The organism is Salmonella sp. WC3 (assembly GCF_042932255.1).
GTDB classification, from domain to species: domain Bacteria; phylum Pseudomonadota; class Gammaproteobacteria; order Enterobacterales; family Enterobacteriaceae; genus Salmonella; species Salmonella enterica.
Window position 1 is genome coordinate 2,331,516 of sequence record NZ_CP170629.1, and the last position, 25,745, is coordinate 2,357,260.

Sequence of the window (25,745 nt, forward strand, 5' to 3'; positions counted from 1 at the left end):
AATCGAGGCGGGGTGCGCTCTATTGTGGTTAACCACATACCCGGCTTGTTGTTGATCTAAAACAACATAATTGACAGGGATATTAGGGTGAGAGGTAAAACCGTAAGGCGCCTGGCGGTGTTGGCGGCAGTAGGGCTACTTTGTCATGGCGCGTGGGCAGGGACGTGGAATATCGGTATTTTGGCCATGCGCGGCGAGGCGTCTACGCGTAGCCACTGGCAACCGTTGGCAAAGACATTAAGCCAACAGCTTCCAGGCGAAACCTTTCACATCCAGCCGCTGGATCTGCATCAAATGCAGGAGGCTGTTAACCAGGGAACCGTGCAGTTTGTGATAACCAACCCGGCGCAATTTGTCCAACTGAACAGCCATGCGCCGCTGCGCTGGTTAGCTTCCCTGCGCTCCACGCGCGATGGGAAAGCAGTGAGTAATGTTATCGGCAGCGTGATTTTGACCCGACGCGATAGCGGCATCACCACGGCGCATGATCTCATCGGTAAGACCGTCGGCGCGATTGATGCTCAGGCGTTTGGCGGCTATTTATTAGGCTATAAAGCGCTCAGCGACGCGGGCTTACGCCCGGAGCGCGATTTTCATCTCCGTTTTACCGGATTTCCTGGCGATGCCTTAGTCTATATGCTGCGCGAAAAAGCGGTGCAGGCGGCAATTGTGCCAGTGTGCCTGTTAGAAAATATGGATCAGGAAGGATTGATTAATAAAAAGGACTTTATCGCGCTGCTTTCCCGACCGACGCCCCTGCCTTGCTTAACCAGTACGCCGTTATATCCTGACTGGTCGTTCGCGGCGCTACCTGCGGTAAGCGATGCGCTGGCGGATCGCGTAACGCGAGCGCTATTCAACGCGCCCGCCGCCGCGTCATTTCACTGGGGCGCGCCTGCGTCCACCAGTCAGGTGGAAGCCTTGCTGCGTGATGTTCGTCAGCACCCTCAGCAGCGTCGACTGTGGCTGGATGTCAAAAGTTGGTTAATCCAGCACCAGCTAATGGTCGGCGGCGTGATTCTGGCGTTCCTGTTGCTCACGCTCAATTATATTTGGGTCATGCTGCTGGTGCGTCGACGTGGAAAGCAACTGGAACGTAATAGCGTAGTTCTTCATCAGCATGAGCGGGCGCTGGAAACTGCCCGGCAAATGAGCGTGTTGGGTGAAATGACCTCCGGGTTTGCCCATGAGCTTAATCAGCCGCTTTCCGCGATTCGACATTATGCCCAGGGGTGCCTGATTCGACTGCGCGCTGCAGATGAACAGCATCCCTTGCTGCCGGCGCTGGAGCAGATTGACCAGCAGGCGCAACGCGGTGCGGATACTCTGCGTAACCTGCGTCACTGGGTCAGCCAGGCGCAGGGCAACCCGGTGCTAACCGAAGCGTGGAAGGCCATAGCCATTCGCGAGGCGATTGATCATGTCTGGCAATTGTTGCGTATGGCTCAACAGTTTCCGACAGTGACTCTGCATACCGAGGTTAGCGCTGCGCTGCGCGTAACGCTGCCGTCAGTGCTGCTGGAACAGGTGCTGGCGAATATCATTCTTAATGCGGCTCAGGCGGGCGCCACCCATTTATGGGTCGTTGCTGAACGCACTGAAAACGGCATCAGTATCGCTTTACAGGATAACGCCGGGGGAATCGATGAGGCGCTATTACGTCAGGCGTTTCAGCCGTTTATGACCACCCGCAAAGAGGGGATGGGCTTAGGGTTGGCGATTTGCCAGCGGCTGGTGCGGTATGGGCGGGGCGATATCAGTATCAGGAACCAGACCGCGCCGGACGGTCTGTCGGGAACGGTGGTCACGATACATTTCTTACATGAAAATGGGGGCAGGGATGGCGACAATTCATCTACTGGATGATGATACGGCGGTCACTAACGCGTGCGCGTTTTTACTGGAAAGTCTGGGATATGACGTAAAATGCTGGACGCAGGGGGCGGATTTTTTGGCGCAGGCCAGTCTGTATCAGGCCGGGGTCGTATTACTGGATATGCGAATGCCGGTACTGGATGGGCAGGGCGTTCATGATGCGTTGCGCCAGTGCGGAAGTACCCTGGCGGTTGTTTTTCTTACCGGGCATGGCGATGTACCGATGGCCGTGGAGCAGATGAAACGCGGCGCCGTCGATTTTCTGCAAAAACCGGTATCGGTAAAACCGTTACAGGCGGCGCTGGAGCGTGCGCTGACGGTTTCATCGGCAGCGGTGGCGCGTCGTGAGATTATACTGTGTTACCAGCAGTTGACGCCGAAAGAGCGTGAGCTGGCCAGCCTGGTGGCAAAAGGATTTATGAACCGTGAAATTGCGGAAGCGATGAATATCGCGGTGCGTACCGTAGAGGTGCACCGCGCCAGAGTCATGGAAAAAATGCAGGCCGGTAGCCTGGCGGAACTGATTAGGCGTTTCGAAAAAATGGCCTCGCCAGAGACCAGAATACGAACAACGTATGAGCCATGAATAATAAACTGCGTTATTTCTTTGATTTGCATCAAATTTTGTTTAATTGAGAAGACTGTTATATTCTGTTGGTTTGAGCTGGCGACGAGTAAAACGTATGACAAAACCGACAAAAGATGACGAACTGTACCGCGAGATGTGCCGGGTGGTGGGCAAGGTCGTGCTGGAAATGCGCGATCTGGGGCAGGAGCCTAAATATATTGTTATTGCGGGCGTGTTCAGAACCGCGCTGGCGAATCAACGCATCCAACGTAGCGCGTTAGAAAAACAGGCTATGGAAACCGTGATTAACGCTCTGGCGCGGTCATAGCCGCTATCAGGGTGGCAATAACGAAATCGCCTTTGAATCGTCGCGATTGTCACCATGGCGGGCGGGTTGCCCGCCGTTAGCGATGCGCAGGGTTATCAGGTGATGGCTAAGCGCAGCCCTAATGTATCAGGGTACGGCTCAAAATAATTCTGGCTGCGTAGATAGTCATCCGGATGTTCCGCCAGATAGTGCTTCAGCAGCGTTAACGGTGCCAGGATAGGTAGTCGGCCCGCCCGGTAGCCGAGAATCACCTCGCGTAATTCCGCGCGTTGCCTGCTGTTCAACGCGCGGTGAAAATAGCCCTGGATATGCATCAGCACATTGGTGTGATTTTTACGTGAAGCGGGGTGGCGCAGGATAGCCATCAGTTTTTCTCTGTATCGGACAAAGAAGGCATCCAGATCGTCCCACTCATGCAGACGCGCGACGAAAGGGCCAATTTCGCGGTAGCCGGCCTGGTGGTGGGCGAGAAGCTGAAGTTTGTATCGGCTATGAAACGCGAGCAAACTGTGACGACTCAAGCCCTGCGCGCGTAGCGCATTTAATTCATGTAGCGCGAAGATACGTGCGATGAAGTTCTCGCGTAGTACCGGATCGTGCAGGCGACCATCTTCCTCTATCGGCAGCCAGGGATATTTGTCCATCATCGCGGCGGTAAACAGCCCCGTGCCAGCTTTGCGGCCCCTGTTACCCTTTTCATCATACAGGCGAACGCGCTCCATTCCGCAACTGGGCGATTTTGCACACACAATAAACCCCGCCAGTTCGCCTATTGTTGGCAGAAACCGATCGGCAAAGGCATTCATTCGCTCGGTGACGTCATCGTGCGGGGCATGGCTATAGCGCATCCGAATGTCGCCACAGGTCGTCTGGATAAGACGCAGCGCAGGGCGGGGCACGGGCAGGCCGATCGCCACCTCCGGGCAGATCGGTTTGTAGGCCACCCACGGTGCCAGAGAGTTCATGACAAAATCCATACGCTTATGTCCGCCATCAAAGCGTACCGCGGCGCCAGTCAGACATCCGCTAATGCCGACTACGGGTTTGTTATTCATGATTCCCCCTTATTGAAAGTACGACGACTGACGCCAATGGCGCAAAATGTTATCTCACGCTGATTTAAAACTTACACAACTTTGTTTTTTTGTCTAAGTTTTCGCGGAGATTTTTTTGATGTACTTAAATATCAATAAGATAGAATTAGGGGAAGAAATCTATTTCAGCGCTTATAGTGTGATAACCTCCAGCGAAGCGACCACGTTGCGCCACTGGGCAAGCTGTTTTTTCTGTCCGGCAGTGAGCTTTCCGGTGGTCACCAGGAACCATTTTCTCTGGGCGAACAGCTCGGGCGCCAGCACGGCTGGTGGAGAGGGAAGCACATTGAGCCGCAGCTCTTGTCCGGTACGAGTCAACGCTTCCAGCCAGATTTCACAGTGATCCGAGAGATGCCATCCGCTAATAAAGGCATTGTTGCTAGGCGCTTTTCTGTCGCCTTCAAGGCAAAAAGAGGTGTAGGCAATAATGATGCCATCCAGTATTTCGCGCAGCGTCATCACGGCGGGAAGGTGCGCGGACACTTTGCTGCGCAACGGACGCAATAAATGGGTCACCAGTTCTGCGCGAGGATATTCCCGGCCACAGTCATAAATCAACTGCCGCAGCGCGTCAATTCGCCCTTCGTGGAGATGTTGGAGCATCGTCTCCTGGATCGTTATCCAGTTATCGCCCAGGCGAATGACCGGACGCGACAGTAAGGGTTTGACCTGGCTTATCGGTACGCCTTTTCTCACCCAGTCGAGGATGCTAAGCGCTTGTCGAATATCGTCATCGCTGTATAAGCGATGCCCGCCATCAGTACGCTGCGGTTTCAATAAACCATAGCGTCGCTGCCATGCCCTTAGCGTGGCGGCATTGATACCGCATAGTCTGGCAAATTCGCCGATAGAATACGACATGGTAAAGCCCGTTAAATAAGGGGATTCTACTATATCATGATCAAATGAAGACTAAGGTAGTGATAAATGGTGCGGCATACCAAGGCATCCGTATGGATTTTGTCGATGATGAGCAATACTGCGTGGCGTAAGGCTCATCAAAATATGACCAATGCTTAATATCATCGGACGCCCCTGGTTAATACTCTATTAACCTCATTCTTCGGGCACAGTTAAGTAACTCTGTCACTTTATGAACCTGTAGCTTTCTCATCATATTCATCCGGTGTGTTTCGACGGTTTTTATACTGATATGTAGCTTTTCGCTGATCCCATGATTGGTATACCCCTCGTCAATAAGTTTAAGAACCTGACGCTCGCGCAAAGTAAGCAGTTGATGATTGGTCGTGTCAGCGTTTAATTCAGCCAGGATAGCTTCCCGATTCAACGTTGGGTCAATGTAACGCTTGTTTACTGCTACTGTTTGCAATGCCGCTAACAGAACTTGCTGACTACTGCTTTTTAAAACATAGCCATTAGCACCTGCGGCTAAAGTTTTAATGGTCATATACTCTTGTTGGTATGCTGTGTAAACCAGAATATTCATTGCTGGCCAATGCTGATGTAATTGAGGAATGATATCCAGGCCATTGATGCCAGGTAGACTAAGATCAAGGATAAGTATGTCAGGCTCGTATGCACAACAGGCATTATAAACCTCAAGACCATTTTTCACATGCTCTACAATTTTAAAATGAGGCCAGGGTAATAAGGCATTCATAATGCCGTTAATGATGATTTCATGATCGTCTACTAATAAGATCTTATATTCTTTCATTTTGCTGCCCTCGCGAAAATTAAGATAATATTAAGTAATGGTGTAGTTTTTGAAGATCATACGTATTTTCTGGCGTAAGTCGGTTAGTTCCTCCAGCGCGATGATTTTCCCCATTTTTACGCGATTCTCAATGTCTATGACATAGCATACCAATTCAGTCTGCCCTATTTGACCTAAACAGCCTTTTAATGTGTGAATTAACTGATCGATTTTTTCTCCAGCCGATACGGCATTTTCAATATCAGCCAGCAAGAGGTCCAGTGATTGGAAAATCTTGCTATTAATGACCATATCATCTGTCGCCAGTAGCGCTGAGCAGCGACTTGGATCCTGCTCCTGTAGCTCTATATTTCGTAAAAGTTGGTATTCTGCGGCAATACTGATATAGCGAGCTAAGGTAGCCAACGTCACTGGTTTGGTAATGTAATGATGAATCCCATTTTTTTTACAACGATGAATATCTTCTGTCGCTACGCTAGCGGATAGCGCCACAAACATGCAGTCAGGATCTAAATTATTCGGCTCATCGTGCCATAATTGTACACATTCAATACCATCTATTTCTGGCATTCTAATGTCAATCAGTACTAAATCGAATCGTTGCTGTTGTGATAAAGTCAGAGCCTCGTTACTACTGGCGGCAACAGTGACGTGTTGTCCCAGGCTGACAAGCATTTTGCCGATGATATCCCGATTAATATCGGCATCATCAACCAAAAGAATCTGCAACTGCCAGGGAGGTAACAAATTATTTATTACTGGTATATTTGGTGTACACAATATTAACTGTTGCGCCAGGTCGTAGAGTTTTCCGGGGAAATACAAAAGCTCTGCGTTGAGAAGCGCATTTTGCTGGTGGGGTGGTTCGCCGCGTATTCCCCAGCAAGCCAGTTGCCGATGCAGGCAGAACGGCGCTGATAGTGTCCCTTTAATTGGTTGAGGCGGCTGGAATTCTTGTAAGGGTAATACTAGCGAGACACAGGTTCCAACCCCGAGGACACTTTTTAGTGTCAGATTACCGCCCATCATTTTAGCCAGGCTTGACGCAATAGTCAGTCCAATTCCTGTACCTTGCGAATTTGTGTCTGCTTGATAAAAAGCAGTAAAGATTTGAGACTGCTGCTGTATTTCAATCCCTTTACCGCTATCGCTAACCAGAAATATTAATTGTTCCTCATGACGCTTGACCGTCAGACGTATCCCTCCGGTTTCGGTAAATTTTACCGCGTTCCCGAGTAAATTAACCAAAATTTGCCGTAAACGGATACTGTCGGTATGAAAATAGAGAGGGACATGTTGACCGACAAAAGTACGTAATGACAGTTTTTTGCTTTGCGCTGGCCCCTGGATGGTTTGCATTGCTTGGTCCAGTAACGGCAGTAACGCTGTTTCTTCCATATGTAATGTGAAATGACCAGACTCGATGCGTGAAAAATCCAGCAGATTATTAATAATAGCTAACAAAGACAGTGTACAATTTCTGGCGGTATCAGCTAATCCTTGTTGCTCTATGTTTAAAGGGGTGGTTTGTAATAATTCAATTGCACCGAGTACGCCATTCATCGGAGTACGTAACTCATGACTTATTACCGTAAGATGAATGCTTTTACGTTTGTTAGCTCGCTCAGCGCGTTTTTTTGCTTCATTTAGCGCCTGGGTGCGCTCTGCGACTTTGTTTTCCAGATTGTCGTATTGGACTTGTAGAGTATCAAGCAGTTGGTTAAAAGCACCGGCAATACTATCTAATTCATCCAGTCGTTGTGCTGGTAAACGTGTGCTCAGCGGTGCAGTTGCGGTTTTATTAATGACATCGACAAAACGCCATAACGGTTTGGCCAGTGAGCGATGTAGTAACCAGCAAAAAGCCGACGTCATCAACACCAATGCTGTTAATGTAAAGGGGATTTGTTGAAGGATAATTTTTAAGATGCGATTATGTAGATTACCGTATGGGTACAGCGTAACCAGACTCCATCCGGGGCCATGCAAGGTTGTGCGTAATATCAGAAATCCGGGAATTTGCTGCCATCCATCATGCAGCGTTACATTTTCTAACTGTGTACGTATTTTTTGCGGGATGTATGAAAACGGCAATAAGTGGTTGTTTTGATCCAGCCATACTCGAATACTATCATCTAATGGTAGGTGGCTCTTAGTAATGAGATCGGGAAGTTTAACCGTCACCCCAAAAAATACGCCTTGCTGATCGGCAACCGCAACGGAAGCGTGCCATCCTTTGCCGTTTATGTATTCTGGTTCACTCCAGTAAAACCCGGCATGGGTTGGGTATAAAGGAAAGCTTTTTCGCGTTAAAGGCTGTAGAGTTGAATAATCTGAAGGGTTATCAGTAGATAATAACGAAATCTCATTTTTATGATTAAGAATAAAACTATCGCGACGAAAGCTTTTTTCATCGATATCAGAGGACTGCAGAAAGAGACGGTGCTTCTCTCCGTTTAGCGTCGGCGTGCAATTTGAAGGACCGACAGATAGATGCCGGCTCACCTCATGGAAAATATCGTTATGATGAATCTCAGTCGCTAATGAGCATTGATACATTAAATTTTTAGCGTCACGTTCAGCCTCTTCAAACCGTTGATTGCTTAGTACAATATTCATCTCGGATAGAACGGATAAATCCTCTATTATATGCTGCCGTTTCTGAACCATTGATATATAAGCTGCGGTAAGCACAGATAGCAGCCAAATAATTATTGTTGTTAATAAAAATAAAAAAGTTAGCCTGATTACTAAAGATGTTTGCAGCGTATTCTTGAGATTGAGCAAATTCATAATGCTTCCCTCCAGTTGCCTGTTGCAAAATCTTTGGCACTTGATCACTATCGCAGTACATATAGTTTCATCAGAAGATTAATCGATGGTGTTATCATTAGGAAGATAAATGTCTTCATATATAACCCAGTCGATGACTACAATTACTTTTTAATAAGATGGCGATGTAAAAACATCGTAACAGTTTATTTAATAAATAATTTTTCAAATTGTAATTTTTTATGTCAATGCTGAGAGTGTAATTGTGAATTTATCGGAAAATCCGAATGATAGAATCGCCTGTGACAAGGTATATGTAGACAGCATCCTGATATTGTACAAGAAGAGTATAGTCGAAATAAATGTGAATCAGGCTTTTTACGGATGTGGTTGTGAGCGAATTTGATAGAAACTCCCATTTATGTCTGAGGAGGGATTCATGCTGGCAGTTTTAAAAGGCATTCCATTAATTCAGGATATCAGGGCCGAAGGTAATAGCCGATCCTGGATAATGACTATTGATGGGCATCCTGCCAGAGGAGAAATCTTCTCAGAAGCATTTTCTATTTCTTTGTTCTTAAATGACCTGGAAAGCTTACCTAAGCCTTGTCTTGCCTATGTGACACTACTGCTTGCAGCACACCCGGACGTCCATGATTATGCTATACAGCTCACAGCGGATGGGGGATGGTTAAACGGTTATTATACCACAAGTAGTAGCTCTGAGCTTATTGCTATTGAGATAGAAAAACACCTGGCTTTAGCTTGCATTTTAAAAAATGTAATACGCAATCACCATAAACTTTATTCGGGTGGGGTATAAAATGGTAGTAAATAAACGTTTAATCTTAATTTTACTATTTATACTCAATACAGTAAAGAGTGATGAGTTATCATGGAAAGGTAATGACTTCACCCTTTATGCCAGACAAATGCCATTAGCAGAGGTTTTACATCTGCTCTCAGAGAACTATGATACGGCTATTACTATTAGCCCATTGATAACAGCTACATTTAGTGGAAAAATTCCGCCTGGACCACCAGTCGATATTTTGAATAACCTGGCAGCACAATATGATTTGCTTACCTGGTTTGATGGCAGCATGTTATATGTATATCCTGCATCGTTATTAAAACATCAGGTTATCACTTTCAATATTTTATCTACTGGACGGTTCATTCATTACTTACGCAGCCAGAATATCCTTTCATCACCGGGATGCGAGGTTAAAGAAATTACCGGTACCAGAGCTGTGGAGGTGAGCGGTGTTCCCAGCTGTCTGACTCGTATTAGTCAATTAGCTTCCGTGCTGGATAATGCGTTAATCAAACGAACAGACAGTGCGGTGAGTGTAAGTATATACACGCTTAAGTATGCCACTGCGATGGATACCCAATACCAATATCGCGATCAGTCCGTCGTGGTTCCAGGGGTCGTTAGTGTATTGCGTGAGATGAGTAAAACCAGCGTCCCGACGTCATCGACGAACAATGGTTCACCCGCTACACAGGCATTGCCCATGTTTGCTGCCGACCCACGCCAGAATGCAGTGATCGTTCGTGATTATGCGGCCAATATGGCCGGGTATCGGAAACTCATCACAGAATTAGATCAACGCCAGCAGATGATAGAGATTTCGGTGAAAATTATCGATGTTAATGCTGGAGATATTAACCAGTTAGGCATCGACTGGGGAACGGCAGTGTCGCTGGGTGGCAAGAAAATTGCGTTCAATACAGGTTTGAATGACGGTGGTGCTAGTGGTTTTTCAACGGTAATCAGCGATACCTCAAACTTTATGGTGCGTTTGAATGCCCTGGAAAAAAGCTCTCAGGCTTATGTACTTTCCCAGCCATCTGTGGTGACTTTAAATAATATCCAGGCTGTGCTGGATAAAAATATTACTTTCTATACCAAACTGCAGGGAGAAAAAGTGGCTAAACTTGAATCCATCACTACGGGCTCTTTGTTACGCGTTACACCTCGCTTGTTAAATGACAATGGCACGCAAAAAATAATGCTTAATCTTAATATTCAGGATGGACAACAAAGTGATACGCAAAGCGAAACAGACCCGCTGCCCGAAGTGCAAAATTCTGAAATTGCTTCGCAGGCCACATTATTGGCCGGACAAAGTCTATTGCTGGGAGGGTTTAAACAAGGTAAACAAATCCACTCGCAAAACAAAATCCCTTTATTGGGCGATATTCCTGTTGTAGGTCATTTGTTTCGCAATGATACGACTCAAGTACATAGTGTAATCAGGCTTTTTTTGATTAAAGCCTCAGTAGTAAATAATGGCATATCTCATGGTTAATCCAAAGAGTTCCTGGAAAATACGTTTTTTAGGTCACGTTTTACAAGGCCGGGAAGTATGGCTGAATGAAGGTAACCTGTCACTGGGGGAGAAGGGATGCGATATTTGTATTCCGCTGGCTATAAATGAAAAAATTATTCTGAGAGAACAGGCAGATAGTTTATATGTTGATGCCGGGAAAGCCAGAGTTAGAGTTAATGGTCGCAGATTTAATCCAAATAAGCCGCTACCATCCAGTGGGGTTTTGCAGGTTGCGGGAGTGGCTATCGCGTTTGGTAAACAGGATTGTGAACTTGCTGATTATCAAATACCCGTTTCCAGATCAGGGTACTGGTGGTTGGCTGGCGTATTCTTGATTTTCATCGGTGGAATGGGTGTCCTGTTAAGTATTAGTGGTCAGCCTGAAACGGTAAATGACTTACCTTTGCGGGTTAAGTTTTTATTAGACAAAAGCAATATTCATTATGTGCGGGCGCAATGGAAAGAAGATGGAAGCCTGCAGTTGTCCGGTTATTGCTCGTCAAGCGAACAGATGCAAAAGGTGAGAGCGACTCTCGAATCATGGGGGGTCATGTATCGGGATGGTGTAATCTGTGATGACTTATTGATACGAGAGGTGCAGGATGTTTTGATAAAAATGGGTTACCCGCATGCTGAAGTATCCAGCGAAGGGCCGGGGAGCGTGTTAATTCATGATGATATACAAATGGATCAGCAATGGCGTAAGGTTCAACCATTACTTGCAGATATTCCCGGGTTATTGCACTGGCAGATTAGTCACTCTCATCAGTCTCAGGGGGATGATATTATTTCTGCGATAATAGAGAACGGTTTAGTGGGGCTTGTCAATGTTACGCCAATGCGGCGCTCTTTTGTTATCAGTGGTGTACTGGATGAATCTCATCAACGCATTTTGCAAGAAACGTTAGCAGCATTAAAGAAAAAGGACCCCGCTCTTTCTTTAATTTATCAGGATATTGCGCCTTCTCATGATGAAAGCAAGTATCTGCCCGCGCCAGTGGCTGGCTTTGTACAGAGTCGCCATGGTAATTACTTATTACTGACGAATAAAGAGCGTTTACGTGTAGGGGCATTGTTACCCAATGGAGGAGAAATTGTCCATCTGAGTGCCGATGTGGTAACGATTAAACATCATGATACTTTGATTAACTATCCATTAGATTTTAAGTGAGTGGAAAATGACAACTCTGACCCGGTTAGAAGATTTGCTGCTTCATTCGCGTGAAGAGGCCAAAGGCATAATTTTACAATTAAGGGCTGCCCGGAAACAGTTAGAAGAGAACAACGGTAAGTTAAAGGATCCGCAGCAATATCAGCAAAACACCTTATTGCTTGAAGCGATCGAGCAGGCCGAAAATATCATCAACATTATTTATTATCGTTACCATAACAGCGCACTTGTAGTGAGTGAGCAAGAGTAAAGTAAAAATATCTTAGAGCCTATCCCACCAGGCGTTAATTGGCGCAGCCAGCCTGGACACGGACAGCGTGCAAAAACCGCAGCGTACACGTAGCACGTGAGGTTTGACTCGCTACGCTCGCCCTTCGGGCCGCCGCTAGCGGCGTTCAAAACGCTAACGCGTTTTGGCGAGCACTGCCCAGGTCCAAAATGGCAAGTAAAATAGCCCTAATGGGATAGGCTCTTAGTTAGCACGTTAATTATCTATCGTGTATATGGAGGGGAATGATGATAAAGAAAAAGGCTGCGTTTAGTGAATATCGTGATTTAGAGCAAAGTTACATGCAGCTAAATCACTGTCTTAAAAAATTTCACCAAATCCGGGCTAAGGTGAGTCAACAGCTTGCTGAAAGGGCAGAGAGCCCCAAAAAGAGCAGAGAGACAGAGAGTATTCTTCATAACCTATTTCCACAAGGCGTTGCCGGTGTTAACCAGGAGGCCGAGAAGGATTTAAAGAAAATAGTAAGTTTGTTTAAACAACTTGAAGTACGACTGAAACAACTTAATGCTCAAGCCCCGGTGGAGATACCGTCAGGAAAAACAAAAAGGTAAAGCATAATGTCTTCAGGAAACATCTTATGGGGAAGTCAAAACCCTATTGTGTTTAAAAATAGCTTCGGCGTCAGCAACGCTGATACCGGGAGCCAGGATGACTTATCCCAGCAAAATCCGTTTGCCGAAGGGTATGGTGTTTTGCTTATTCTCCTTATGGTTATTCAGGATATCGCAAATAATAAATTTATTGAAGTCCAGAAGAACGCTGAACGTGCCAGAAATACCCAGGAAAAGTCAAATGAGATGGATGAGGTGATTGCTAAAGCAGCCAAAGGGGATGCTAAAACCAAAGAGGAGGTGCCTGAGGATGTAATTAAATACATGCGTGATCATGGTATTCTCATCGATGGTATGACCATTGATGATTATATGGCTAAATATGGCGATCATGGGAAGCTGGATAAAGGTGGCCTACAGGCGATCAAAGCGGCTTTGGATAATGACGCCAACCGGAATACCGATCTTATGAGTCAAGGGCAGATAACAATTCAAAAAATGTCTCAGGAGCTTAACGCTGTCCTTACCCAACTGACGGGGCTTATCAGTAAGTGGGGGGAAATTTCCAGTATGATAGCGCAGAAAACGTACTCATGAAAAAAGACCCGACCCTACAACAGGCACATGACACGATGCGATTTTTCCGGCGTGGCGGCTCGCTGCGTATGTTGTTGGATGACGATGTTACACAGCCGCTTAATACTCTGTATCGCTATGCCATGCAGCTTATGGAGGTAAAAGAGTTCGCCGGCGCAGCGCGACTTTTTCAATTGTTGACGATATATGATGCCTGGTCATTTGACTACTGGTTTCGGTTAGGGGAATGCTGCCAGGCTCAAAAACATTGGGGGGAAGCGATATACGCTTATGGACGCGCGGCACAAATTAAGATTGATGCGCCGCAGGCGCCATGGGCCGCAGCGGAATGCTATCTCGCGTGTGATAACGTCTGTTATGCAATCAAAGCGTTAAAGGCCGTGGTGCGTATTTGCGGCGAGGTCAGTGAACATCAAATTCTCCGACAGCGTGCAGAAAAGATGTTACAGCAACTTTCTGACAGGAGCTAAATGACAGGAGCTAAAAATGAATCGAATTCACAGTAATAGCGACAGCGCCGCAGGAGTAACCGCCTTAACACATCATCACTTAAGCAATGTCAGTTGCGTTTCCTCGGGTTCGCTGGGAAAGCGCCAGCATCGAGTGAATTCTACTTTTGGCGATGGCAACGCCGCGTGCCTGTTATCAGGGAAAATTAGTCTTCAGGAGGCAAGCAATGCGTTGAGGCAACTGCTTGATGCCGTACCCGGAAATCATAAGCGTCCATCATTGCCTGACTTTTTGCAGACCAATCCCGCGGTTTTATCAATGTTGATGACGACATTAATACTCAGCGTTTTTGGTAATAACGCTCAATCGTTATGCCAACAGCTTGAGCGGGCAACTGAGGTGCAAAATGCATTACGTGATAAGCAGGTAAAGGAGTATCAGGAGCAGATCCAGAAAGCGATAGAGCAGGAGGATAAAGCGCGTAAAGCGGGCATTTTTGGCGCTATTTTTGACTGGATTACCGGCATATTTGAAACTGTGATTGGCGCCTTAAAAGTTGTGGAGGGTTTTCTGTCCGGTAATCCCGCAGAAATGGCTAGCGGCGTAGCTTATATAGCCGCAGGTTGTGCAGGAATGGTTAAAGCCGGAGCCGAAACGGCAATGATGTGCGGTGCTGACCACGATACCTGTCAGGCAATTATTGACGTGACAAGTAAGATTCAATTTGGTTGTGAAGCCGTCGCGCTGGCACTGGATGTTTTCCAGATTGGCCGTGCTTTTATGGCGACGAGAGGTTTATCTGGCGCAGCTGCAAAAGTGCTTGACTCCGGTTTTGGAGAGGAAGTGGTTGAGCGTATGGTAGGTGCAGGGGAAGCAGAAATAGAGGAGTTGGCTGAAAAGTTTGGCGAAGAAGTGAGCGAAAGTTTTTCCAAACAATTTGAGCCGCTTGAACGTGAAATGGCTATGGCGAATGAGATGGCAGAGGAGGCTGCCGAGTTTTCTCGTAACGTAGAAAATAATATGACGCGAAGCGCGGGAAAAAGCTTTACGAAAGAGGGGGTGAAAGCCATGGCAAAAGAAGCGGCAAAAGAAGCCCTGGAAAAATGTGTGCAAGAAGGTGGAAAGTTCCTGTTAAAAAAATTCCGTAATAAAGTTCTCTTCAATATGTTCAAAAAAATCCTGTATACCTTACTGAGGGATTGTTCATTTAAAGGCTTACAGGCTATCAGATGTGCAACCGAGGGCGCCAGTCAGATGAATACTGGCATGGTTAACACAGAAAAAGCGAAGATCGAAAAGAAAATAGAGCAATTAATAACTCAGCAACGGTTTCTGGATTTCATAATGCAACAAACAGAAAACCAGAAAAAGATAGAACAAAAACGCTTAGAGGAGCTTTATAAGGGGAGCGGTGCCGCGCTTAGAGATGTATTAGATACCATTGATCACTATAGTAGCGTTCAGGCGAGAATAGCTGGCTATCGCGCTTAATCTGAGGATAAAAATATGGAAGCGAGTAACGTAGCACTGGTATTACCAGCGCCTTCCTTGTTAACACCTTCTTCCACTCCATCTCCCTCCGGGGAGGGAATGGGTACTGAATCAATGCTTCTGTTATTTGATGATATCTGGATGAAGCTAATGGAGCTTGCCAAAAAGCTGCGCGATATCATGCGCAGCTATAACGTAGAAAAACAACGGCTGGCCTGGGAACTGCAAGTCAATGTTTTACAGACGCAAATGAAAACAATTGATGAAGCGTTTAGAGCATCAATGATTACTGCGGGTGGCGCAATGTTGTCGGGTGTGCTGACGATAGGATTAGGGGCCGTAGGCGGGGAAACCGGTCTTATGGCGGGTCAAGCCGTAGGCCACACAGCTGGGGGCGTCATGGGCCTGGGGGTTGGTGTAGCGCAACGTCAAAGTGATCAAGATAAAGCGATTGCCGACCTGCAACAAAATGGGGCCCAATCTTATAATAAATCCCTGACGGAAATTATGGAGAAAGCAACTGAAATTATGCAGCAAATCATCGGCGTGGGGTCGTCACTGGTCACGGTTCTTGCTGAAATACTCCGGGCATTAACGAGGTAAACATGGTGCAAGAAATAGAGCAATGGTTGCGTCGGCATCAGGTGTTTACTGAGCCTGCATATTTAGGGGAGACCGCCATATTACTTGGGCAGCAGTTTATATTATCGCCTTACCTGGTGATCTATCGTATTGAGGCAAAAGAAATGATTATTTGTGAGTTCAGGCGCCTGACGCCCGGGCAACCTCGACCACAGCAATTGTTTCACTTACTGGGACTTTTACGCGGGATATTTGTGCATCACCCGCAGTTAACATGTTTAAAGATGTTGATAATCACCGACGTTCTGGATGAAAAAAAAGCCATGCTACGCAGGAAATTATTGCGCATCCTGACAGTAATGGGAGCGACCTTTACACAGCTTGATGGCGATAACTGGACAGTTTTATCCGCCGAGCATCTTATCCAGCGACGTTTTTAAATGACCTTCCTGACGTAAATCATTATCACGTGAAAATAACAATCAATAGGTATGATGATGAAAGAAGATCAGAAAAATAAAATACCCGAAGACATTCTGAAACAGCTATTATCCGTTGATCCGGAAACCGTTTATGCCAGTGGTTACGCCTCATGGCAGGAGGGGGATTATTCGCGCGCCGTAATCGATTTTAGTTGGCTGGTGATGGCCCAGCCATGGAGTTGGCGTGCCCATATTGCATTAGCTGGCACCTGGATGATGCTTAAAGAATACACGACGGCCATTAATTTCTATGGACATGCCTTGATGCTGGATGCCAGCCATCCAGAGCCGGTTTACCAAACGGGCGTCTGTCTCAAAATGATGGGGGAACCCGGGTTGGCGAGCGAGGCTTTTCAAACCGCAATAAAGATGAGTTATGCGGATGCCTCATGGAGTGAGATTCGCCAGAATGCGCAAATAATGGTTGATACTCTTATTGCTTAAATAACAGAACGAAATATGAAAATTCATATTCCGTCAGCGGCAAGTAATATAGTCGATGGTAATAGTCCTCCTTCCGATATACAAGCGAAGGAGGTATCGTTTCCTCCCCCTGAAATTCCAGCCCCTGGCACCCCTACAGTTCCTGTGGTGCTTACGCCTGAACAAATAAGGCAGCAGAGGGATTATGCGATACATTTTATGCAATACACGATTCGTGCGCTGGGTGCGACAGTCGTGTTTGGATTATCGGTCGCTGCAGCGGTAATTTCTGGCGGGGCAGGATTACCCATTGCTATTCTTGCGGGGGCGGCGCTCGTGATTGCTATTGGGGATGCTTGCTGTGCGTATCATAATTATCAATTGATATGTCAGCAAAAGGAGCCGTTACAAACCGCCAGTGATAGCGTTGCTCTTGTGGTCAGTGCGCTGGCCTTAAAATGTGGGGCAAGTCTTAACTGCGCTAACACCCTTGCTAATTGTCTTTCTTTATTAATACGTTCAGGAATCGCTATTTCTATGTTGGTTTTATCCCTACAGTTTCCACTGCCCGCCGCTGAAAATATAGCGGCCTCTTTGGACATGGGGAGTGTAATTACCTCCGTTAGCCTGATGGCGATAGGTGCGGTACTGGATTATTGCCTTGCCCGCCCCTCTGGCGACGATCAGGAAAATTCTGTTGATGAACTTCATGCCGATCCCAGTGTGTTATTGGCGGAACAAATGGCAGCGCTCTGTCAATCTGCTACTACACCTGCATTAATGGACAGTTCTGATCATACATCTCGGGGAGAACCATGAAACCTGTTAGCCCAAATGCTCAGGTAGGAGGGCAACGTCCTGTTAACGCGCCTGAGGAATCACCTCCATGTCCTTCATTGCCACATCCGGAAACCAATATGGAGAGTGGTAGAATAGGACCTCAACAAGGAAAAGAGCGGGTATTGGCCGGACTTGCGAAACGAGTGATAGAGTGTTTTCCAAAAGAAATTTTTAGTTGGCAAACGGTCATTTTGGGCGGACAGATTTTATGCTGTTCCGCTGGAATAGCATTAACAGTGCTAAGTGGTGGAGGCGCACCGCTCTTAGCCCTGGCGGGAATTGGCCTTGCTATTGCCATTGCGGATGTCGCCTGTCTTATCTACCATCATAAACATCATTTGCCTATGGCTCACGACAGTATAGTCAATGCCGTTTTTTGTATTGCTAATTGTTTTGTCAATCAACGCAAAAGCATGGCGATTGCTAAAGCCGTCTCCCTGGGCGGTAGATTAGCCTTAACCGCGACGGTAATGACGCATTCATACTGGAGTGGTAGTTTGGGACTACAGCCTCATTTATTAGAGCGTCTTAATGATATTACCTATGGACTAATGAGTTTTACTCGCTTCGGTATGGATGGGATGGCAATGACCGGTATGCAGGTCAGCAGCCCATTATATCGTTTGCTGGCTCAGGTAACGCCAGAACAACGTGCGCCGGAGTAATCGTTTTCAGGTATATACCGGATGTTCATTGCTTTCTAAATTTTGCTATGTTGCCAGTATCCTTACGATGTATTTATTTTAAGGAAAAGCATTATGGATATTGCACAATTAGTGGATATGCTCTCCCACATGGCGCACCAGGCAGGCCAGGCCATTAATGACAAAATGAATGGTAATGATTTGCTCAACCCAGAATCGATGATTAAAGCGCAATTTGCCTTACAGCAGTATTCTACATTTATTAATTACGAAAGTTCACTGATCAAAATGATCAAGGATATGCTTAGTGGAATCATTGCTAAAATCTGAAGTTATTAGCGACGATGTTCGACGGTTGCTGCTGGAAATCATGTTTGCGGGCGTTAACCATAGCCTGATTTCCCAGGTACATGCGATGTTACCAGCGCTAACGGTTATTGTTCCGGATAAAAAATTACAGTTGGTATGTCTGGCATTATTGTTGGCGGGTTTAAATGAGCCGCTAAAAGCCGCGAAAATTTTATCGGATATTGATTTGCCAGAGGCTATGGCGCTGCGTCTGTTATTTCCTGCACCAAATGAGGGGTTTGAAAATTGAATATTTCTGATATGAGCGTAGTGCCTGTAAGCACTCAATCTTATGTAAAGTCCTCTGCAGAACCGAGCCAGGAGCAAATTAATTTTTTTGAACAATTGCTGAAAGATGAAGCATCCACCAGTAACGCCAGTGCTTTATTACCGCAGGTTATGTTGACCAGACAAATGGATTATATGCAGTTAACGGTAGGCGTCGATTATCTTGCCAGAATATCAGGCGCAGCATCGCAAGCGCTTAATAAGCTGGATAACATGGCATGAAGGTTCATCGTATAGTATTTCTTACTGTCCTTACGTTCTTTCTTACGGCATGTGATGTGGATCTTTATCGCTCATTGCCAGAGGATGAGGCGAATCAAATGCTGGCATTACTTATGCAGCATCATATTGATGCGGAAAAAAAACAGGAAGAGGACGGTGTTACCTTACGTGTCGAGCAGTCGCAGTTTATTAATGCGGTTGAGCTACTTAGACTTAACGGTTATCCGCATCGTCAGTTTACAACGGCGGATAAGATGTTTCCGGCTAATCAGTTAGTGGTATCACCCCAGGAAGAACAGCAGAAGATTAATTTTTTAAAAGAACAAAGAATTGAAGGAATGCTGAGTCAGATGGAGGGCGTAATTAATGCAAAAGTGACCATTGCGCTACCGACTTATGATGAGGGAAGTAACGCTTCTCCGAGCTCAGTTGCCGTATTTATAAAATATTCACCACAGGTCAATATGGAGGCCTTTCGGGTAAAAATTAAGGATTTAATAGAGATGTCAATCCCTGGGTTGCAATACAGTAAGATTAGTATCTTGATGCAGCCTGCTGAATTCAGAATGGTAGCTGACGTACCCGCGAGACAAACATTCTGGATTATGGACGTTATCAACGCCAATAAAGGGAAGGTGGTGAAGTGGTTGATGAAATACCCTTATCCGTTGATGTTATCGTTGACAGGACTGTTATTAGGAGTGGGCATCCTGATCGGCTATTTTTGCCTGAGACGCCGTTTTTGAGCCGACCTGATCCCGAGGTGTTGCAACTTTATCGTTATTTCTGGCAACCTGCTCGTTACGCTGTACCGGAATGGCTGGATAAGCTGGGCTTTCATCTTTCAAACTGCTGGCGTTATGGCGATCGGCCCGAGTTGGATCGTCTTCTTGACAGAGCGTTAAATAGACTAAGAGGAAGCTCTGTTATTCCAGCCTGTTTAAATGACAGGCAAAAACGGCAGGTTCGTCTTGCGCCGCGTATATCGGCATTTGCCTTTGGGCTGGGATTATTCAAACTCAGGTGTAGTGACTATTTTATGCTACCAGAGTATCGGCAATTGCTTCTACAGTGGTTTAGCGAGGATGAGATCTGGCAGCTATATGGTTGGTTGGGGCAAAGAGATGGCAAATTACTTCCTCCGCAAGTGATGCAACAAACTGCATTGCAGATCGGTACCGCCATTCTTAATCGGGAAGCGCATGACGATGCGGTTTTACATGCGCTATTAGTATTATTACCCCCTCCGCAGCGTATACTTTGGCCGAAGACTTCTCTTACCGAGATTATCTTCATGGAGCATTTGCTATGAGTTTTACTTCACTTCCTCTGACGGAAATTAACCATAAGCTACCCGCTCGAAATATTATTGAGTCACAGTGGATAACATTACAATTAACTTTATTTGCGCAAGAGCAACAAGCTAAGAGAGTTTCACATGCTATTGTGAGCTCCGCTTACCGTAAGGCTGAAAAAATCATCCGAGACGCCTATCGTTATCAGCGTGAACAGAAAGTTGAGCAGCAACAAGAACTAGCGTGCTTGCGTAAAAATACGCTGGAAAAAATGGAAGTGGAATGGCTGGAACAGCATGTAAAACATTTACAAGACGATGAAAATCAATTTCGTTCATTGGTCGATCACGCAGCGCATCATATTAAAAATAGTATAGAACAGGTTCTGTTGGCCTGGTTCGACCAACAGTCGGTAGACAGTGTTATGTGCCATCGTCTGGCACGCCAGGCCACGGCTATGGCGGAAGAGGGAGCGCTTTATTTGCGTATTCATCCTGAAAAAGAGGCATTGATGCGAGAAACTTTTGGCAAGCGGTTTACGTTGATTATCGAGCCTGGTTTCTCTCCCGATCAGGCTGAACTTTCCTCAACACGATATGCCGTTGAATTTTCACTTTCTCGTCATTTCAACGCGTTACTGAAATGGTTACGTAATGGTGAAGATAAAAGAGGTAGCGATGAATATTAAAATTAATGAGATAAAAATGACGCCCCCTACAGCATTTACCCCTGGCCAGGTTATAGAGGAACAAGAGGTTATTTCGCCTTCAATGTTAGCTCTCCAGGAGTTACAGGAAACGACGGGGGCAGCGCTCTATGAGACGATGGAAGAAATAGGAATGGCGCTGAGTGGTAAACTGCGCGAAAATTATAAATTCACGGATGCTGAGAAACTGGAGCGCAGACAGCAGGCTTTGCTGCGTTTGATAAAACAAATACAGGAGGATAATGGGGCAACGTTGCGTCCGCTTACCGAAGAGAATAGTGATCCTGATTTACAGAATGCGTATCAAATTCTCGCTCTTGCAATGGCGCTTACTGCCGGCGGGTTGTCAAAAAAGAAAAAACGCGATTTGCAATCGCAACTGGATACGCTTACAGCGGAGGAGGGATGGGAACTTGCCGTTTTTAGTTTACTGGAACTTGGCGAAGTGGATACCGCTACGCTGTCCTCGCTGAAGCGTTTTATGCAACAGGCGATAGACAACGATGAAATGCCCTTATCGCAGTGGTTCAGACGCGTGGCAGACTGGCCGGATCGCTGTGAACGGGTCCGTATTTTGCTAAGAGCAATAGCCTTTGAACTTAGCATATGCATCGAACCTTCGGAGCAAAGTCGTTTGGCCGCAGCATTAGTACGTTTGCGTCGTTTGTTGTTATTCCTTGGCCTTGAAAAAGAGTGCCAGCATGAGGAGTGGATTTGCCAGTTGCCGCCTAATACATTACTGCCGCTACTACTCGATATCATTTGTGAGCGTTGGCTTTTCAGTGATTGGTTGCTTGATAGACTTACCGCTATAGTTTCTTCATCGAAGATGTTCAATCGGTTACTCCAACAACTTGATGCGCAGTTTATGCTGATACCCGATAACTGTTTTAACGACGAAGATCAACGTGAACAAATTCTCGAAACGCTTCGTGAAGTAAAGGTAAATCAGGTTTTATTCTGATACCTGGCTTTCAATATTTAGGTGAATTGGCGTTCTGGCTCATCATGAGGCGGCAGGATGGATTGGGATCTCATTACTGAACGTAATATTCAGCTTTTTATTCAATTAGCAGGATTAGCTGAACGGCCTTTAGCAACCAATATGTTCTGGCGGCAAGGACAATATGAAACCTATCTAAACTATCATAACGGTCGTATTCACTTATGTCAGATACTCAAGCAAACCTTCTTAGACGAAGAACTGCTTTTTAAAGCGTTGGCTAACTGGAAACCCGCAGCGTTCCAGGGTATTCCTCAACGATTATTTTTGTTGCGCGATGCGCTTGCAATGAGTTGTTCTCCACCTCTTTCCAGCTCCGCCGAGCTCTGGTTACGATTACATCATCGACAAATAAAATTTCTGGAGTCGCAATGCGTTCATGGTTAGGTGAGGGAATCAGGGCGCAACAGTGGCTCAGTGTATGCGCGGGTCGGCAGGATATGGTTCTGGCGACGGTGTTATTAATCGCTATTGTGATGATGCTGTTACCTTTACCGACCTGGATGGTTGATATCCTGATTACTATCAACCTTATGTTTTCAGTGATCCTGCTCTTAATTGCTATTTATCTTAGTGACCCTCTCGATTTATCGGTATTTCCGTCTTTATTACTTATTACTACATTATATCGTTTGTCACTCACAATCAGCACATCACGGCTGGTACTGTTACAACATAATGCCGGTAATATTGTGGATGCTTTCGGTAAGTTTGTCGTAGGAGGAAATCTCACCGTTGGGTTGGTCGTATTTACCATCATTACTATCGTGCAGTTTATTGTCATTACAAAAGGTATCGAGAGGGTGGCGGAAGTTAGCGCACGTTTCTCGCTTGATGGGATGCCAGGCAAACAAATGAGTATCGATGGCGATTTGCGTGCCGGAGTTATCGATGCAGACCATGCCCGTACATTAAGACAGCACGTCCAGCAGGAAAGCCGCTTTCTCGGTGCGATGGACGGTGCGATGAAATTTGTTAAAGGCGATACGATTGCCGGTATTATTGTTGTTCTGGTGAACATTATCGGCGGTATCATTATCGCTATCGTGCAATATGATATGTCGATGAGTGAGGCTGTTCACACTTATAGCGTACTGTCAATCGGAGATGGTTTATGTGGGCAAATTCCATCGCTGCTGATTTCCCTTAGCGCGGGAATTATTGTCACCCGTGTTCCGGGTGAGAAACGCCAGAACCTGGCGACAGAGTTGAGTTCTCAAATTGCCAGACAACCTCAGTCGCTCATATTAACCGCTGTGGTTTTAATGCTCCTCGCTTTAATTCCTGGCTTTCCTTTTATCACTCTCGCTTTCTTTTCAGCGTTGTTAGCATTGCCAATTATCCTCATTCGCCGCAAAAAGTCTGTGGTTTCCGCAAATGGCGTCGAAGCACCGGAAAAAGATAGTATGGTTCCCGGCGCATGTCCTCTAATCTTACGTCTTACCCCGACGTTACATTCTGCCGACCTGATTCGTGATATTGACGCCATGAGATGGTTTTTATTTGAGGATACCGGCGTTCCTCTCCCTGAGGTGAACATTGAGGTTTTGCCTGAACCCACCGAAAAATTGACGGTACTGCTATATCAGGAACCCGTATTTAGTTTATCTATTCCCGCCCAGGCGGATTATTTATTGATAGGCGCGGACGCTAGTGTGGTGGGTGACAGCCAGACGTTACCGAACGGGATGGGGCAGATCTGTTGGCTTACAAAAGACATGGCCCATAAGGCGCAAGGTTTTGGACTGGACGTTTTCGCGGGCAGCCAACGTATCTCTGCCTTATTAAAATGTGTCCTGCTTCGCCATATGGGAGAGTTTATTGGTGTTCAGGAAACGCGTTATCTAATGAATGCGATGGAAAAAAACTACTCTGAGCTGGTGAAAGAGCTTCAGCGCCAGTTACCCATTAATAAAATCGCTGAAACTTTGCAACGGCTTGTATCAGAGCGGGTTTCTATTAGAGATTTACGTCTTATTTTCGGCACCTTAATTGATTGGGCGCCACGTGAAAAAGATGTCCTGATGTTGACAGAGTATGTCCGTATCGCGCTTCGCCGTCATATTCTGCGTCGTCTTAATCCGGAAGGAAAACCGCTGCCGATTTTGCGGATCGGCGAAGGTATTGAGAACCTCGTGCGTGAATCCATTCGCCAGACGGCAATGGGGACCTATACTGCGCTGTCGTCTCGTCATAAGACGCAGATCCTGCAACTTATCGAGCAGGCGCTGAAGCAGTCAGCCAAATTATTCATTGTCACTTCTGTCGACACCCGACGTTTCTTGCGAAAAATTACAGAAGCCACCTTGTTCGACGTACCGATTTTGTCATGGCAGGAATTAGGAGAGGAGAGCCTTATACAAGTGGTAGAAAGTATTGACCTTAGCGAAGAGGAGTTGGCGGACAATGAAGAATGAATTGATGCAACGTCTGAGGCTGAAATATCCGCCCCCCGATGGTTATTGTCGATGGGGCCGAATTCAGGATGTCAGCGCAACGTTGTTAAATGCGTGGTTGCCTGGGGTATTTATGGGCGAGTTGTGCTGTATAAAGCCTGGAGAAGAACTTGCTGAAGTCGTGGGGATTAATGGCAGTAAAGCTTTGCTATCTCCTTTTACGAGTACTATCGGACTTCACTGCGGGCAGCAAGTGATGGCCTTAAGGCGACGCCATCAGGTTCCTGTGGGCGAAGCGTTATTAGGGCGAGTCATTGATGGTTTTGGTCGTCCCCTTGATGGCCGCGAACTGCCCGACGTCTGCTGGAAAGACTATGATGCAATGCCTCCTCCCGCAATGGTTCGACAGCCTATCACTCAACCATTAATGACGGGGATTCGCGCTATTGATAGCGTTGCGACCTGTGGCGAAGGGCAACGAGTGGGTATTTTTTCTGCTCCTGGCGTGGGGAAAAGCACGCTTCTGGCGATGCTGTGTAATGCGCCAGACGCAGACAGCAATGTTCTGGTGTTAATTGGTGAACGTGGACGAGAAGTCCGCGAGTTCATCGATTTTACACTGTCTGAAGAGACCCGAAAACGTTGTGTCATTGTTGTCGCAACCTCTGACAGACCCGCCTTAGAGCGCGTGAGGGCGCTGTTTGTGGCCACCACGATAGCAGAATTTTTTCGCGATAATGGAAAGCGAGTCGTCTTGCTTGCCGACTCACTGACGCGTTATGCCAGGGCCGCACGGGAAATCGCTCTGGCCGCCGGAGAGACCGCGGTTTCTGGAGAATATCCGCCAGGCGTATTTAGTGCATTGCCACGACTTTTAGAACGTACAGGAATGGGGGAAAAAGGCAGTATTACCGCATTTTATACGGTACTGGTGGAAGGCGATGATATGAATGAGCCGTTGGCGGATGAAGTCCGTTCACTACTTGATGGACATATTGTGCTATCCCGGCGGCTTGCAGAGAGGGGGCATTATCCTGCCATTGACGTGTTGGCAACGCTCAGCCGCGTTTTTCCAGTCGTTACCAGCCATGAGCATCGTCAACTGGCGGCGATATTGCGACGGTGCCTGGCGCTTTACCAGGAGGTTGAACTATTAATACGCATTGGGGAATACCAGCGAGGAGTTGATACAGATACTGACAAAGCCATTGATACCTATCCGGATATTTGCACATTTTTGCGACAAAGTAAGGATGAAGTATGCGGACCCGAGCTACTCATAGAAAAATTACACCAAATACTCACCGAGTGAT

At 46.5% G+C, this 25,745-nt stretch carries 30 protein-coding genes; 26 read left to right on the plus strand and 4 right to left on the minus strand.

All coding sequences use genetic code 11. The features are described 5' to 3' along the window. Positions 1-87: 87 nt before the first annotated feature. From ttrS to fumD, 3 genes are all read left to right on the plus strand, one after another. Complete coding sequence (gene ttrS / locus ACFK9X_RS11180; protein ID WP_001214415.1) at positions 88-1,866, plus strand: tetrathionate respiration histidine kinase TtrS; 1,779 nt, start codon at positions 88-90, stop codon at positions 1,864-1,866. Next, a complete protein-coding gene (ttrR, locus tag ACFK9X_RS11185) occupies positions 1,841-2,461 on the plus strand; it encodes a tetrathionate respiration response regulator TtrR (RefSeq protein ID WP_000190927.1) in 621 nt (206 codons plus the stop codon). Before ttrS ends, ttrR begins: the two co-directional genes overlap by 26 nt. Positions 2,462-2,558: 97 nt before the next feature. Next, entirely contained in the window at positions 2,559-2,771 is a 213-nt protein-coding gene (gene fumD, locus ACFK9X_RS11190; RefSeq protein WP_151116437.1) for a fumarate hydratase FumD, read from the plus strand. A 95-nt stretch (positions 2,772-2,866) separates the two neighbouring features. Here fumD and mlrB read toward each other — a convergent pair whose 3' ends face one another. The 4 genes from mlrB to ACFK9X_RS11210 form a co-directional block, all read right to left on the minus strand. Beyond that, positions 2,867-3,826, minus strand: coding sequence for a transcriptional regulator MlrB (gene mlrB / locus ACFK9X_RS11195; protein ID WP_001060717.1), 960 nt, complete (start codon positions 3,824-3,826; stop codon positions 2,867-2,869). A gap of 171 nt (positions 3,827-3,997) precedes the next feature. Next, positions 3,998-4,726 (minus strand): MerR family transcriptional regulator, encoded by a 729-nt coding sequence (locus ACFK9X_RS11200; RefSeq protein WP_151116439.1) that lies wholly within the window; start codon positions 4,724-4,726, stop codon positions 3,998-4,000. A gap of 178 nt (positions 4,727-4,904) precedes the next feature. Beyond that, the gene (locus ACFK9X_RS11205) at positions 4,905-5,543 is read right to left on the minus strand and encodes a two component system response regulator (protein WP_151116441.1); all 639 of its coding nucleotides are present in this window, start codon (positions 5,541-5,543) and stop codon (positions 4,905-4,907) included. Between the two features lie 30 nt (positions 5,544-5,573). Beyond that, positions 5,574-8,336, minus strand: a complete 2,763-nt coding sequence (locus tag ACFK9X_RS11210) for a two component system sensor kinase (RefSeq protein ID WP_151116443.1) — start codon at positions 8,334-8,336, stop codon at positions 5,574-5,576. Positions 8,337-8,736: 400 nt separating this feature from the next. On the opposite strand from ACFK9X_RS11210, the gene spiC reads away from it, so the two are divergent. The 23 genes from spiC to ssaN all read left to right on the plus strand — a co-directional run bounded on the left by spiC (position 8,737) and on the right by ssaN (position 25,744). Beyond that, on the plus strand, positions 8,737-9,138 hold the full coding sequence (gene spiC / locus ACFK9X_RS11215; RefSeq protein WP_001539910.1) for an SPI-2 type III secretion system protein SpiC: 402 nt from the start codon (positions 8,737-8,739) through the stop codon (positions 9,136-9,138). Between the two features lies 1 nt (position 9,139). After that, positions 9,140-10,633: an SPI-2 type III secretion system protein SpiA gene (spiA, locus tag ACFK9X_RS11220; RefSeq protein ID WP_151116445.1), complete on the plus strand. Its 1,494-nt coding sequence runs from the start codon at positions 9,140-9,142 to the stop codon at positions 10,631-10,633. After that, positions 10,614-11,825 carry a SctD family type III secretion system inner membrane ring subunit SsaD gene (gene ssaD, locus ACFK9X_RS11225; protein WP_151116447.1) on the plus strand — a complete coding sequence of 404 codons (1,212 nt, stop codon included), beginning with the start codon at positions 10,614-10,616 and terminating at the stop codon, positions 11,823-11,825. The genes spiA and ssaD overlap by 20 nt, the downstream gene beginning before the upstream one ends. Before the next feature lie 7 nt (positions 11,826-11,832). Beyond that, complete coding sequence (gene ssaE, locus ACFK9X_RS11230) at positions 11,833-12,075, plus strand: YscE family type III secretion system co-chaperone SsaE (protein ID WP_000210201.1); 243 nt, start codon at positions 11,833-11,835, stop codon at positions 12,073-12,075. A gap of 263 nt (positions 12,076-12,338) precedes the next feature. Beyond that, positions 12,339-12,665 carry an SPI-2 type III secretion system chaperone SseA gene (gene sseA / locus ACFK9X_RS11235; RefSeq protein ID WP_000972855.1) on the plus strand — a complete coding sequence of 109 codons (327 nt, stop codon included), beginning with the start codon at positions 12,339-12,341 and terminating at the stop codon, positions 12,663-12,665. 6 nt (positions 12,666-12,671) lie between these two features. Further along, positions 12,672-13,262 (plus strand): SPI-2 type III secretion system translocon protein SseB, encoded by a 591-nt coding sequence (gene sseB, locus ACFK9X_RS11240; RefSeq protein ID WP_151116449.1) that lies wholly within the window; start codon positions 12,672-12,674, stop codon positions 13,260-13,262. Further along, positions 13,259-13,732 (plus strand): SycD/LcrH family type III secretion system chaperone SscA, encoded by a 474-nt coding sequence (sscA, locus tag ACFK9X_RS11245; RefSeq protein ID WP_000711025.1) that lies wholly within the window; start codon positions 13,259-13,261, stop codon positions 13,730-13,732. Before sseB ends, sscA begins: the two co-directional genes overlap by 4 nt. Before the next feature lie 16 nt (positions 13,733-13,748). After that, a complete protein-coding gene (sseC, locus tag ACFK9X_RS11250; protein ID WP_151116451.1) occupies positions 13,749-15,203 on the plus strand; it encodes an SPI-2 type III secretion system translocon protein SseC in 1,455 nt (484 codons plus the stop codon). A 15-nt stretch (positions 15,204-15,218) separates the two neighbouring features. Further along, a complete protein-coding gene (gene sseD, locus ACFK9X_RS11255) occupies positions 15,219-15,806 on the plus strand; it encodes an SPI-2 type III secretion system translocon protein SseD (RefSeq protein WP_151116453.1) in 588 nt (195 codons plus the stop codon). Positions 15,807-15,808: 2 nt separating this feature from the next. Continuing rightward, positions 15,809-16,225 carry an LcrR family type III secretion system chaperone SseE gene (gene sseE / locus ACFK9X_RS11260; protein ID WP_000249606.1) on the plus strand — a complete coding sequence of 139 codons (417 nt, stop codon included), beginning with the start codon at positions 15,809-15,811 and terminating at the stop codon, positions 16,223-16,225. A gap of 51 nt (positions 16,226-16,276) precedes the next feature. Further along, on the plus strand, positions 16,277-16,711 hold the full coding sequence (gene sscB / locus ACFK9X_RS11265) for a SycD/LcrH family type III secretion system chaperone SscB (protein WP_151116455.1): 435 nt from the start codon (positions 16,277-16,279) through the stop codon (positions 16,709-16,711). Positions 16,712-16,726: 15 nt separating this feature from the next. Further along, positions 16,727-17,509: a type III secretion systems effector SseF gene (gene sseF / locus ACFK9X_RS11270; RefSeq protein WP_000690722.1), complete on the plus strand. Its 783-nt coding sequence runs from the start codon at positions 16,727-16,729 to the stop codon at positions 17,507-17,509. Further along, positions 17,506-18,195 carry a pathogenicity island 2 effector protein SseG gene (gene sseG, locus ACFK9X_RS11275; RefSeq protein WP_151116457.1) on the plus strand — a complete coding sequence of 230 codons (690 nt, stop codon included), beginning with the start codon at positions 17,506-17,508 and terminating at the stop codon, positions 18,193-18,195. The genes sseF and sseG overlap by 4 nt, the downstream gene beginning before the upstream one ends. A gap of 93 nt (positions 18,196-18,288) precedes the next feature. Beyond that, positions 18,289-18,504, plus strand: a complete 216-nt coding sequence (gene ssaG / locus ACFK9X_RS11280) for a type III secretion system needle filament protein SsaG (RefSeq protein ID WP_000350226.1) — start codon at positions 18,289-18,291, stop codon at positions 18,502-18,504. Then, complete coding sequence (locus tag ACFK9X_RS11285) at positions 18,482-18,772, plus strand: EscG/YscG/SsaH family type III secretion system needle protein co-chaperone (protein ID WP_000444713.1); 291 nt, start codon at positions 18,482-18,484, stop codon at positions 18,770-18,772. Before ssaG ends, ACFK9X_RS11285 begins: the two co-directional genes overlap by 23 nt. Positions 18,773-18,783: 11 nt before the next feature. Continuing rightward, positions 18,784-19,032 carry a SctI family type III secretion system inner rod subunit SsaI gene (gene ssaI, locus ACFK9X_RS11290; protein ID WP_001574409.1) on the plus strand — a complete coding sequence of 83 codons (249 nt, stop codon included), beginning with the start codon at positions 18,784-18,786 and terminating at the stop codon, positions 19,030-19,032. Further along, complete coding sequence (ssaJ, locus tag ACFK9X_RS11295) at positions 19,029-19,778, plus strand: SPI-2 type III secretion system apparatus lipoprotein SsaJ (RefSeq protein ID WP_000862874.1); 750 nt, start codon at positions 19,029-19,031, stop codon at positions 19,776-19,778. Before ssaI ends, ssaJ begins: the two co-directional genes overlap by 4 nt. Positions 19,779-19,795: 17 nt before the next feature. Continuing rightward, positions 19,796-20,344: a type III secretion system domain-containing protein gene (locus tag ACFK9X_RS11300; protein ID WP_001526945.1), complete on the plus strand. Its 549-nt coding sequence runs from the start codon at positions 19,796-19,798 to the stop codon at positions 20,342-20,344. Beyond that, the gene (gene ssaK / locus ACFK9X_RS11305) at positions 20,341-21,015 is read left to right on the plus strand and encodes an SPI-2 type III secretion system apparatus protein SsaK (protein ID WP_000011201.1); all 675 of its coding nucleotides are present in this window, start codon (positions 20,341-20,343) and stop codon (positions 21,013-21,015) included. The genes ACFK9X_RS11300 and ssaK overlap by 4 nt, the downstream gene beginning before the upstream one ends. Beyond that, positions 20,981-21,997, plus strand: a complete 1,017-nt coding sequence (ssaL, locus tag ACFK9X_RS11310) for an SPI-2 type III secretion system apparatus protein SsaL (RefSeq protein WP_151116459.1) — start codon at positions 20,981-20,983, stop codon at positions 21,995-21,997. The genes ssaK and ssaL overlap by 35 nt, the downstream gene beginning before the upstream one ends. Positions 21,998-22,054: 57 nt before the next feature. Beyond that, positions 22,055-22,423: an SPI-2 type III secretion system apparatus protein SsaM gene (gene ssaM / locus ACFK9X_RS11315; protein ID WP_151116461.1), complete on the plus strand. Its 369-nt coding sequence runs from the start codon at positions 22,055-22,057 to the stop codon at positions 22,421-22,423. Then, complete coding sequence (gene ssaV, locus ACFK9X_RS11320; RefSeq protein WP_001258221.1) at positions 22,408-24,453, plus strand: SPI-2 type III secretion system apparatus protein SsaV; 2,046 nt, start codon at positions 22,408-22,410, stop codon at positions 24,451-24,453. The genes ssaM and ssaV overlap by 16 nt, the downstream gene beginning before the upstream one ends. Then, a complete protein-coding gene (gene ssaN, locus ACFK9X_RS11325) occupies positions 24,443-25,744 on the plus strand; it encodes a SctN family type III secretion system ATPase SsaN (RefSeq protein ID WP_000787213.1) in 1,302 nt (433 codons plus the stop codon). The genes ssaV and ssaN overlap by 11 nt, the downstream gene beginning before the upstream one ends. Position 25,745: the final 1 nt, after the last annotated feature.

Coding starts and splice junctions, on each gene's coding strand:
- spiA (WP_151116445.1), top strand. CDS start 9,140: ATGGTAGTAAATAAACGTTTAATCTTAATTTTACTATTTATACTCAAT.
- sseB (WP_151116449.1), top strand. CDS start 12,672: ATGTCTTCAGGAAACATCTTATGGGGAAGTCAAAACCCTATTGTGTTT.
- ttrR (WP_000190927.1), top strand. CDS start 1,841: ATGGCGACAATTCATCTACTGGATGATGATACGGCGGTCACTAACGCG.
- ssaJ (WP_000862874.1), top strand. CDS start 19,029: ATGAAGGTTCATCGTATAGTATTTCTTACTGTCCTTACGTTCTTTCTT.
- sseG (WP_151116457.1), top strand. CDS start 17,506: ATGAAACCTGTTAGCCCAAATGCTCAGGTAGGAGGGCAACGTCCTGTT.
- mlrB (WP_001060717.1), bottom strand. CDS start 3,826: ATGAATAACAAACCCGTAGTCGGCATTAGCGGATGTCTGACTGGCGCC.
- sseF (WP_000690722.1), top strand. CDS start 16,727: ATGAAAATTCATATTCCGTCAGCGGCAAGTAATATAGTCGATGGTAAT.
- ssaD (WP_151116447.1), top strand. CDS start 10,614: ATGGCATATCTCATGGTTAATCCAAAGAGTTCCTGGAAAATACGTTTT.
- spiC (WP_001539910.1), top strand. CDS start 8,737: ATGTCTGAGGAGGGATTCATGCTGGCAGTTTTAAAAGGCATTCCATTA.
- sseC (WP_151116451.1), top strand. CDS start 13,749: ATGAATCGAATTCACAGTAATAGCGACAGCGCCGCAGGAGTAACCGCC.
- sscB (WP_151116455.1), top strand. CDS start 16,277: ATGATGATGAAAGAAGATCAGAAAAATAAAATACCCGAAGACATTCTG.
- ACFK9X_RS11210 (WP_151116443.1), bottom strand. CDS start 8,336: ATGAATTTGCTCAATCTCAAGAATACGCTGCAAACATCTTTAGTAATC.
- ssaL (WP_151116459.1), top strand. CDS start 20,981: ATGGTGAAGATAAAAGAGGTAGCGATGAATATTAAAATTAATGAGATA.
- sseE (WP_000249606.1), top strand. CDS start 15,809: ATGGTGCAAGAAATAGAGCAATGGTTGCGTCGGCATCAGGTGTTTACT.
- sscA (WP_000711025.1), top strand. CDS start 13,259: ATGAAAAAAGACCCGACCCTACAACAGGCACATGACACGATGCGATTT.
- ACFK9X_RS11205 (WP_151116441.1), bottom strand. CDS start 5,543: ATGAAAGAATATAAGATCTTATTAGTAGACGATCATGAAATCATCATT.
- ssaK (WP_000011201.1), top strand. CDS start 20,341: ATGAGTTTTACTTCACTTCCTCTGACGGAAATTAACCATAAGCTACCC.
- ssaN (WP_000787213.1), top strand. CDS start 24,443: ATGAAGAATGAATTGATGCAACGTCTGAGGCTGAAATATCCGCCCCCC.
- ssaV (WP_001258221.1), top strand. CDS start 22,408: ATGCGTTCATGGTTAGGTGAGGGAATCAGGGCGCAACAGTGGCTCAGT.
- sseA (WP_000972855.1), top strand. CDS start 12,339: ATGATGATAAAGAAAAAGGCTGCGTTTAGTGAATATCGTGATTTAGAG.
- sseD (WP_151116453.1), top strand. CDS start 15,219: ATGGAAGCGAGTAACGTAGCACTGGTATTACCAGCGCCTTCCTTGTTA.
- fumD (WP_151116437.1), top strand. CDS start 2,559: ATGACAAAACCGACAAAAGATGACGAACTGTACCGCGAGATGTGCCGG.
- ssaI (WP_001574409.1), top strand. CDS start 18,784: ATGAGCGTAGTGCCTGTAAGCACTCAATCTTATGTAAAGTCCTCTGCA.
- ACFK9X_RS11200 (WP_151116439.1), bottom strand. CDS start 4,726: ATGTCGTATTCTATCGGCGAATTTGCCAGACTATGCGGTATCAATGCC.
- ssaM (WP_151116461.1), top strand. CDS start 22,055: ATGGATTGGGATCTCATTACTGAACGTAATATTCAGCTTTTTATTCAA.
- ssaE (WP_000210201.1), top strand. CDS start 11,833: ATGACAACTCTGACCCGGTTAGAAGATTTGCTGCTTCATTCGCGTGAA.
- ssaG (WP_000350226.1), top strand. CDS start 18,289: ATGGATATTGCACAATTAGTGGATATGCTCTCCCACATGGCGCACCAG.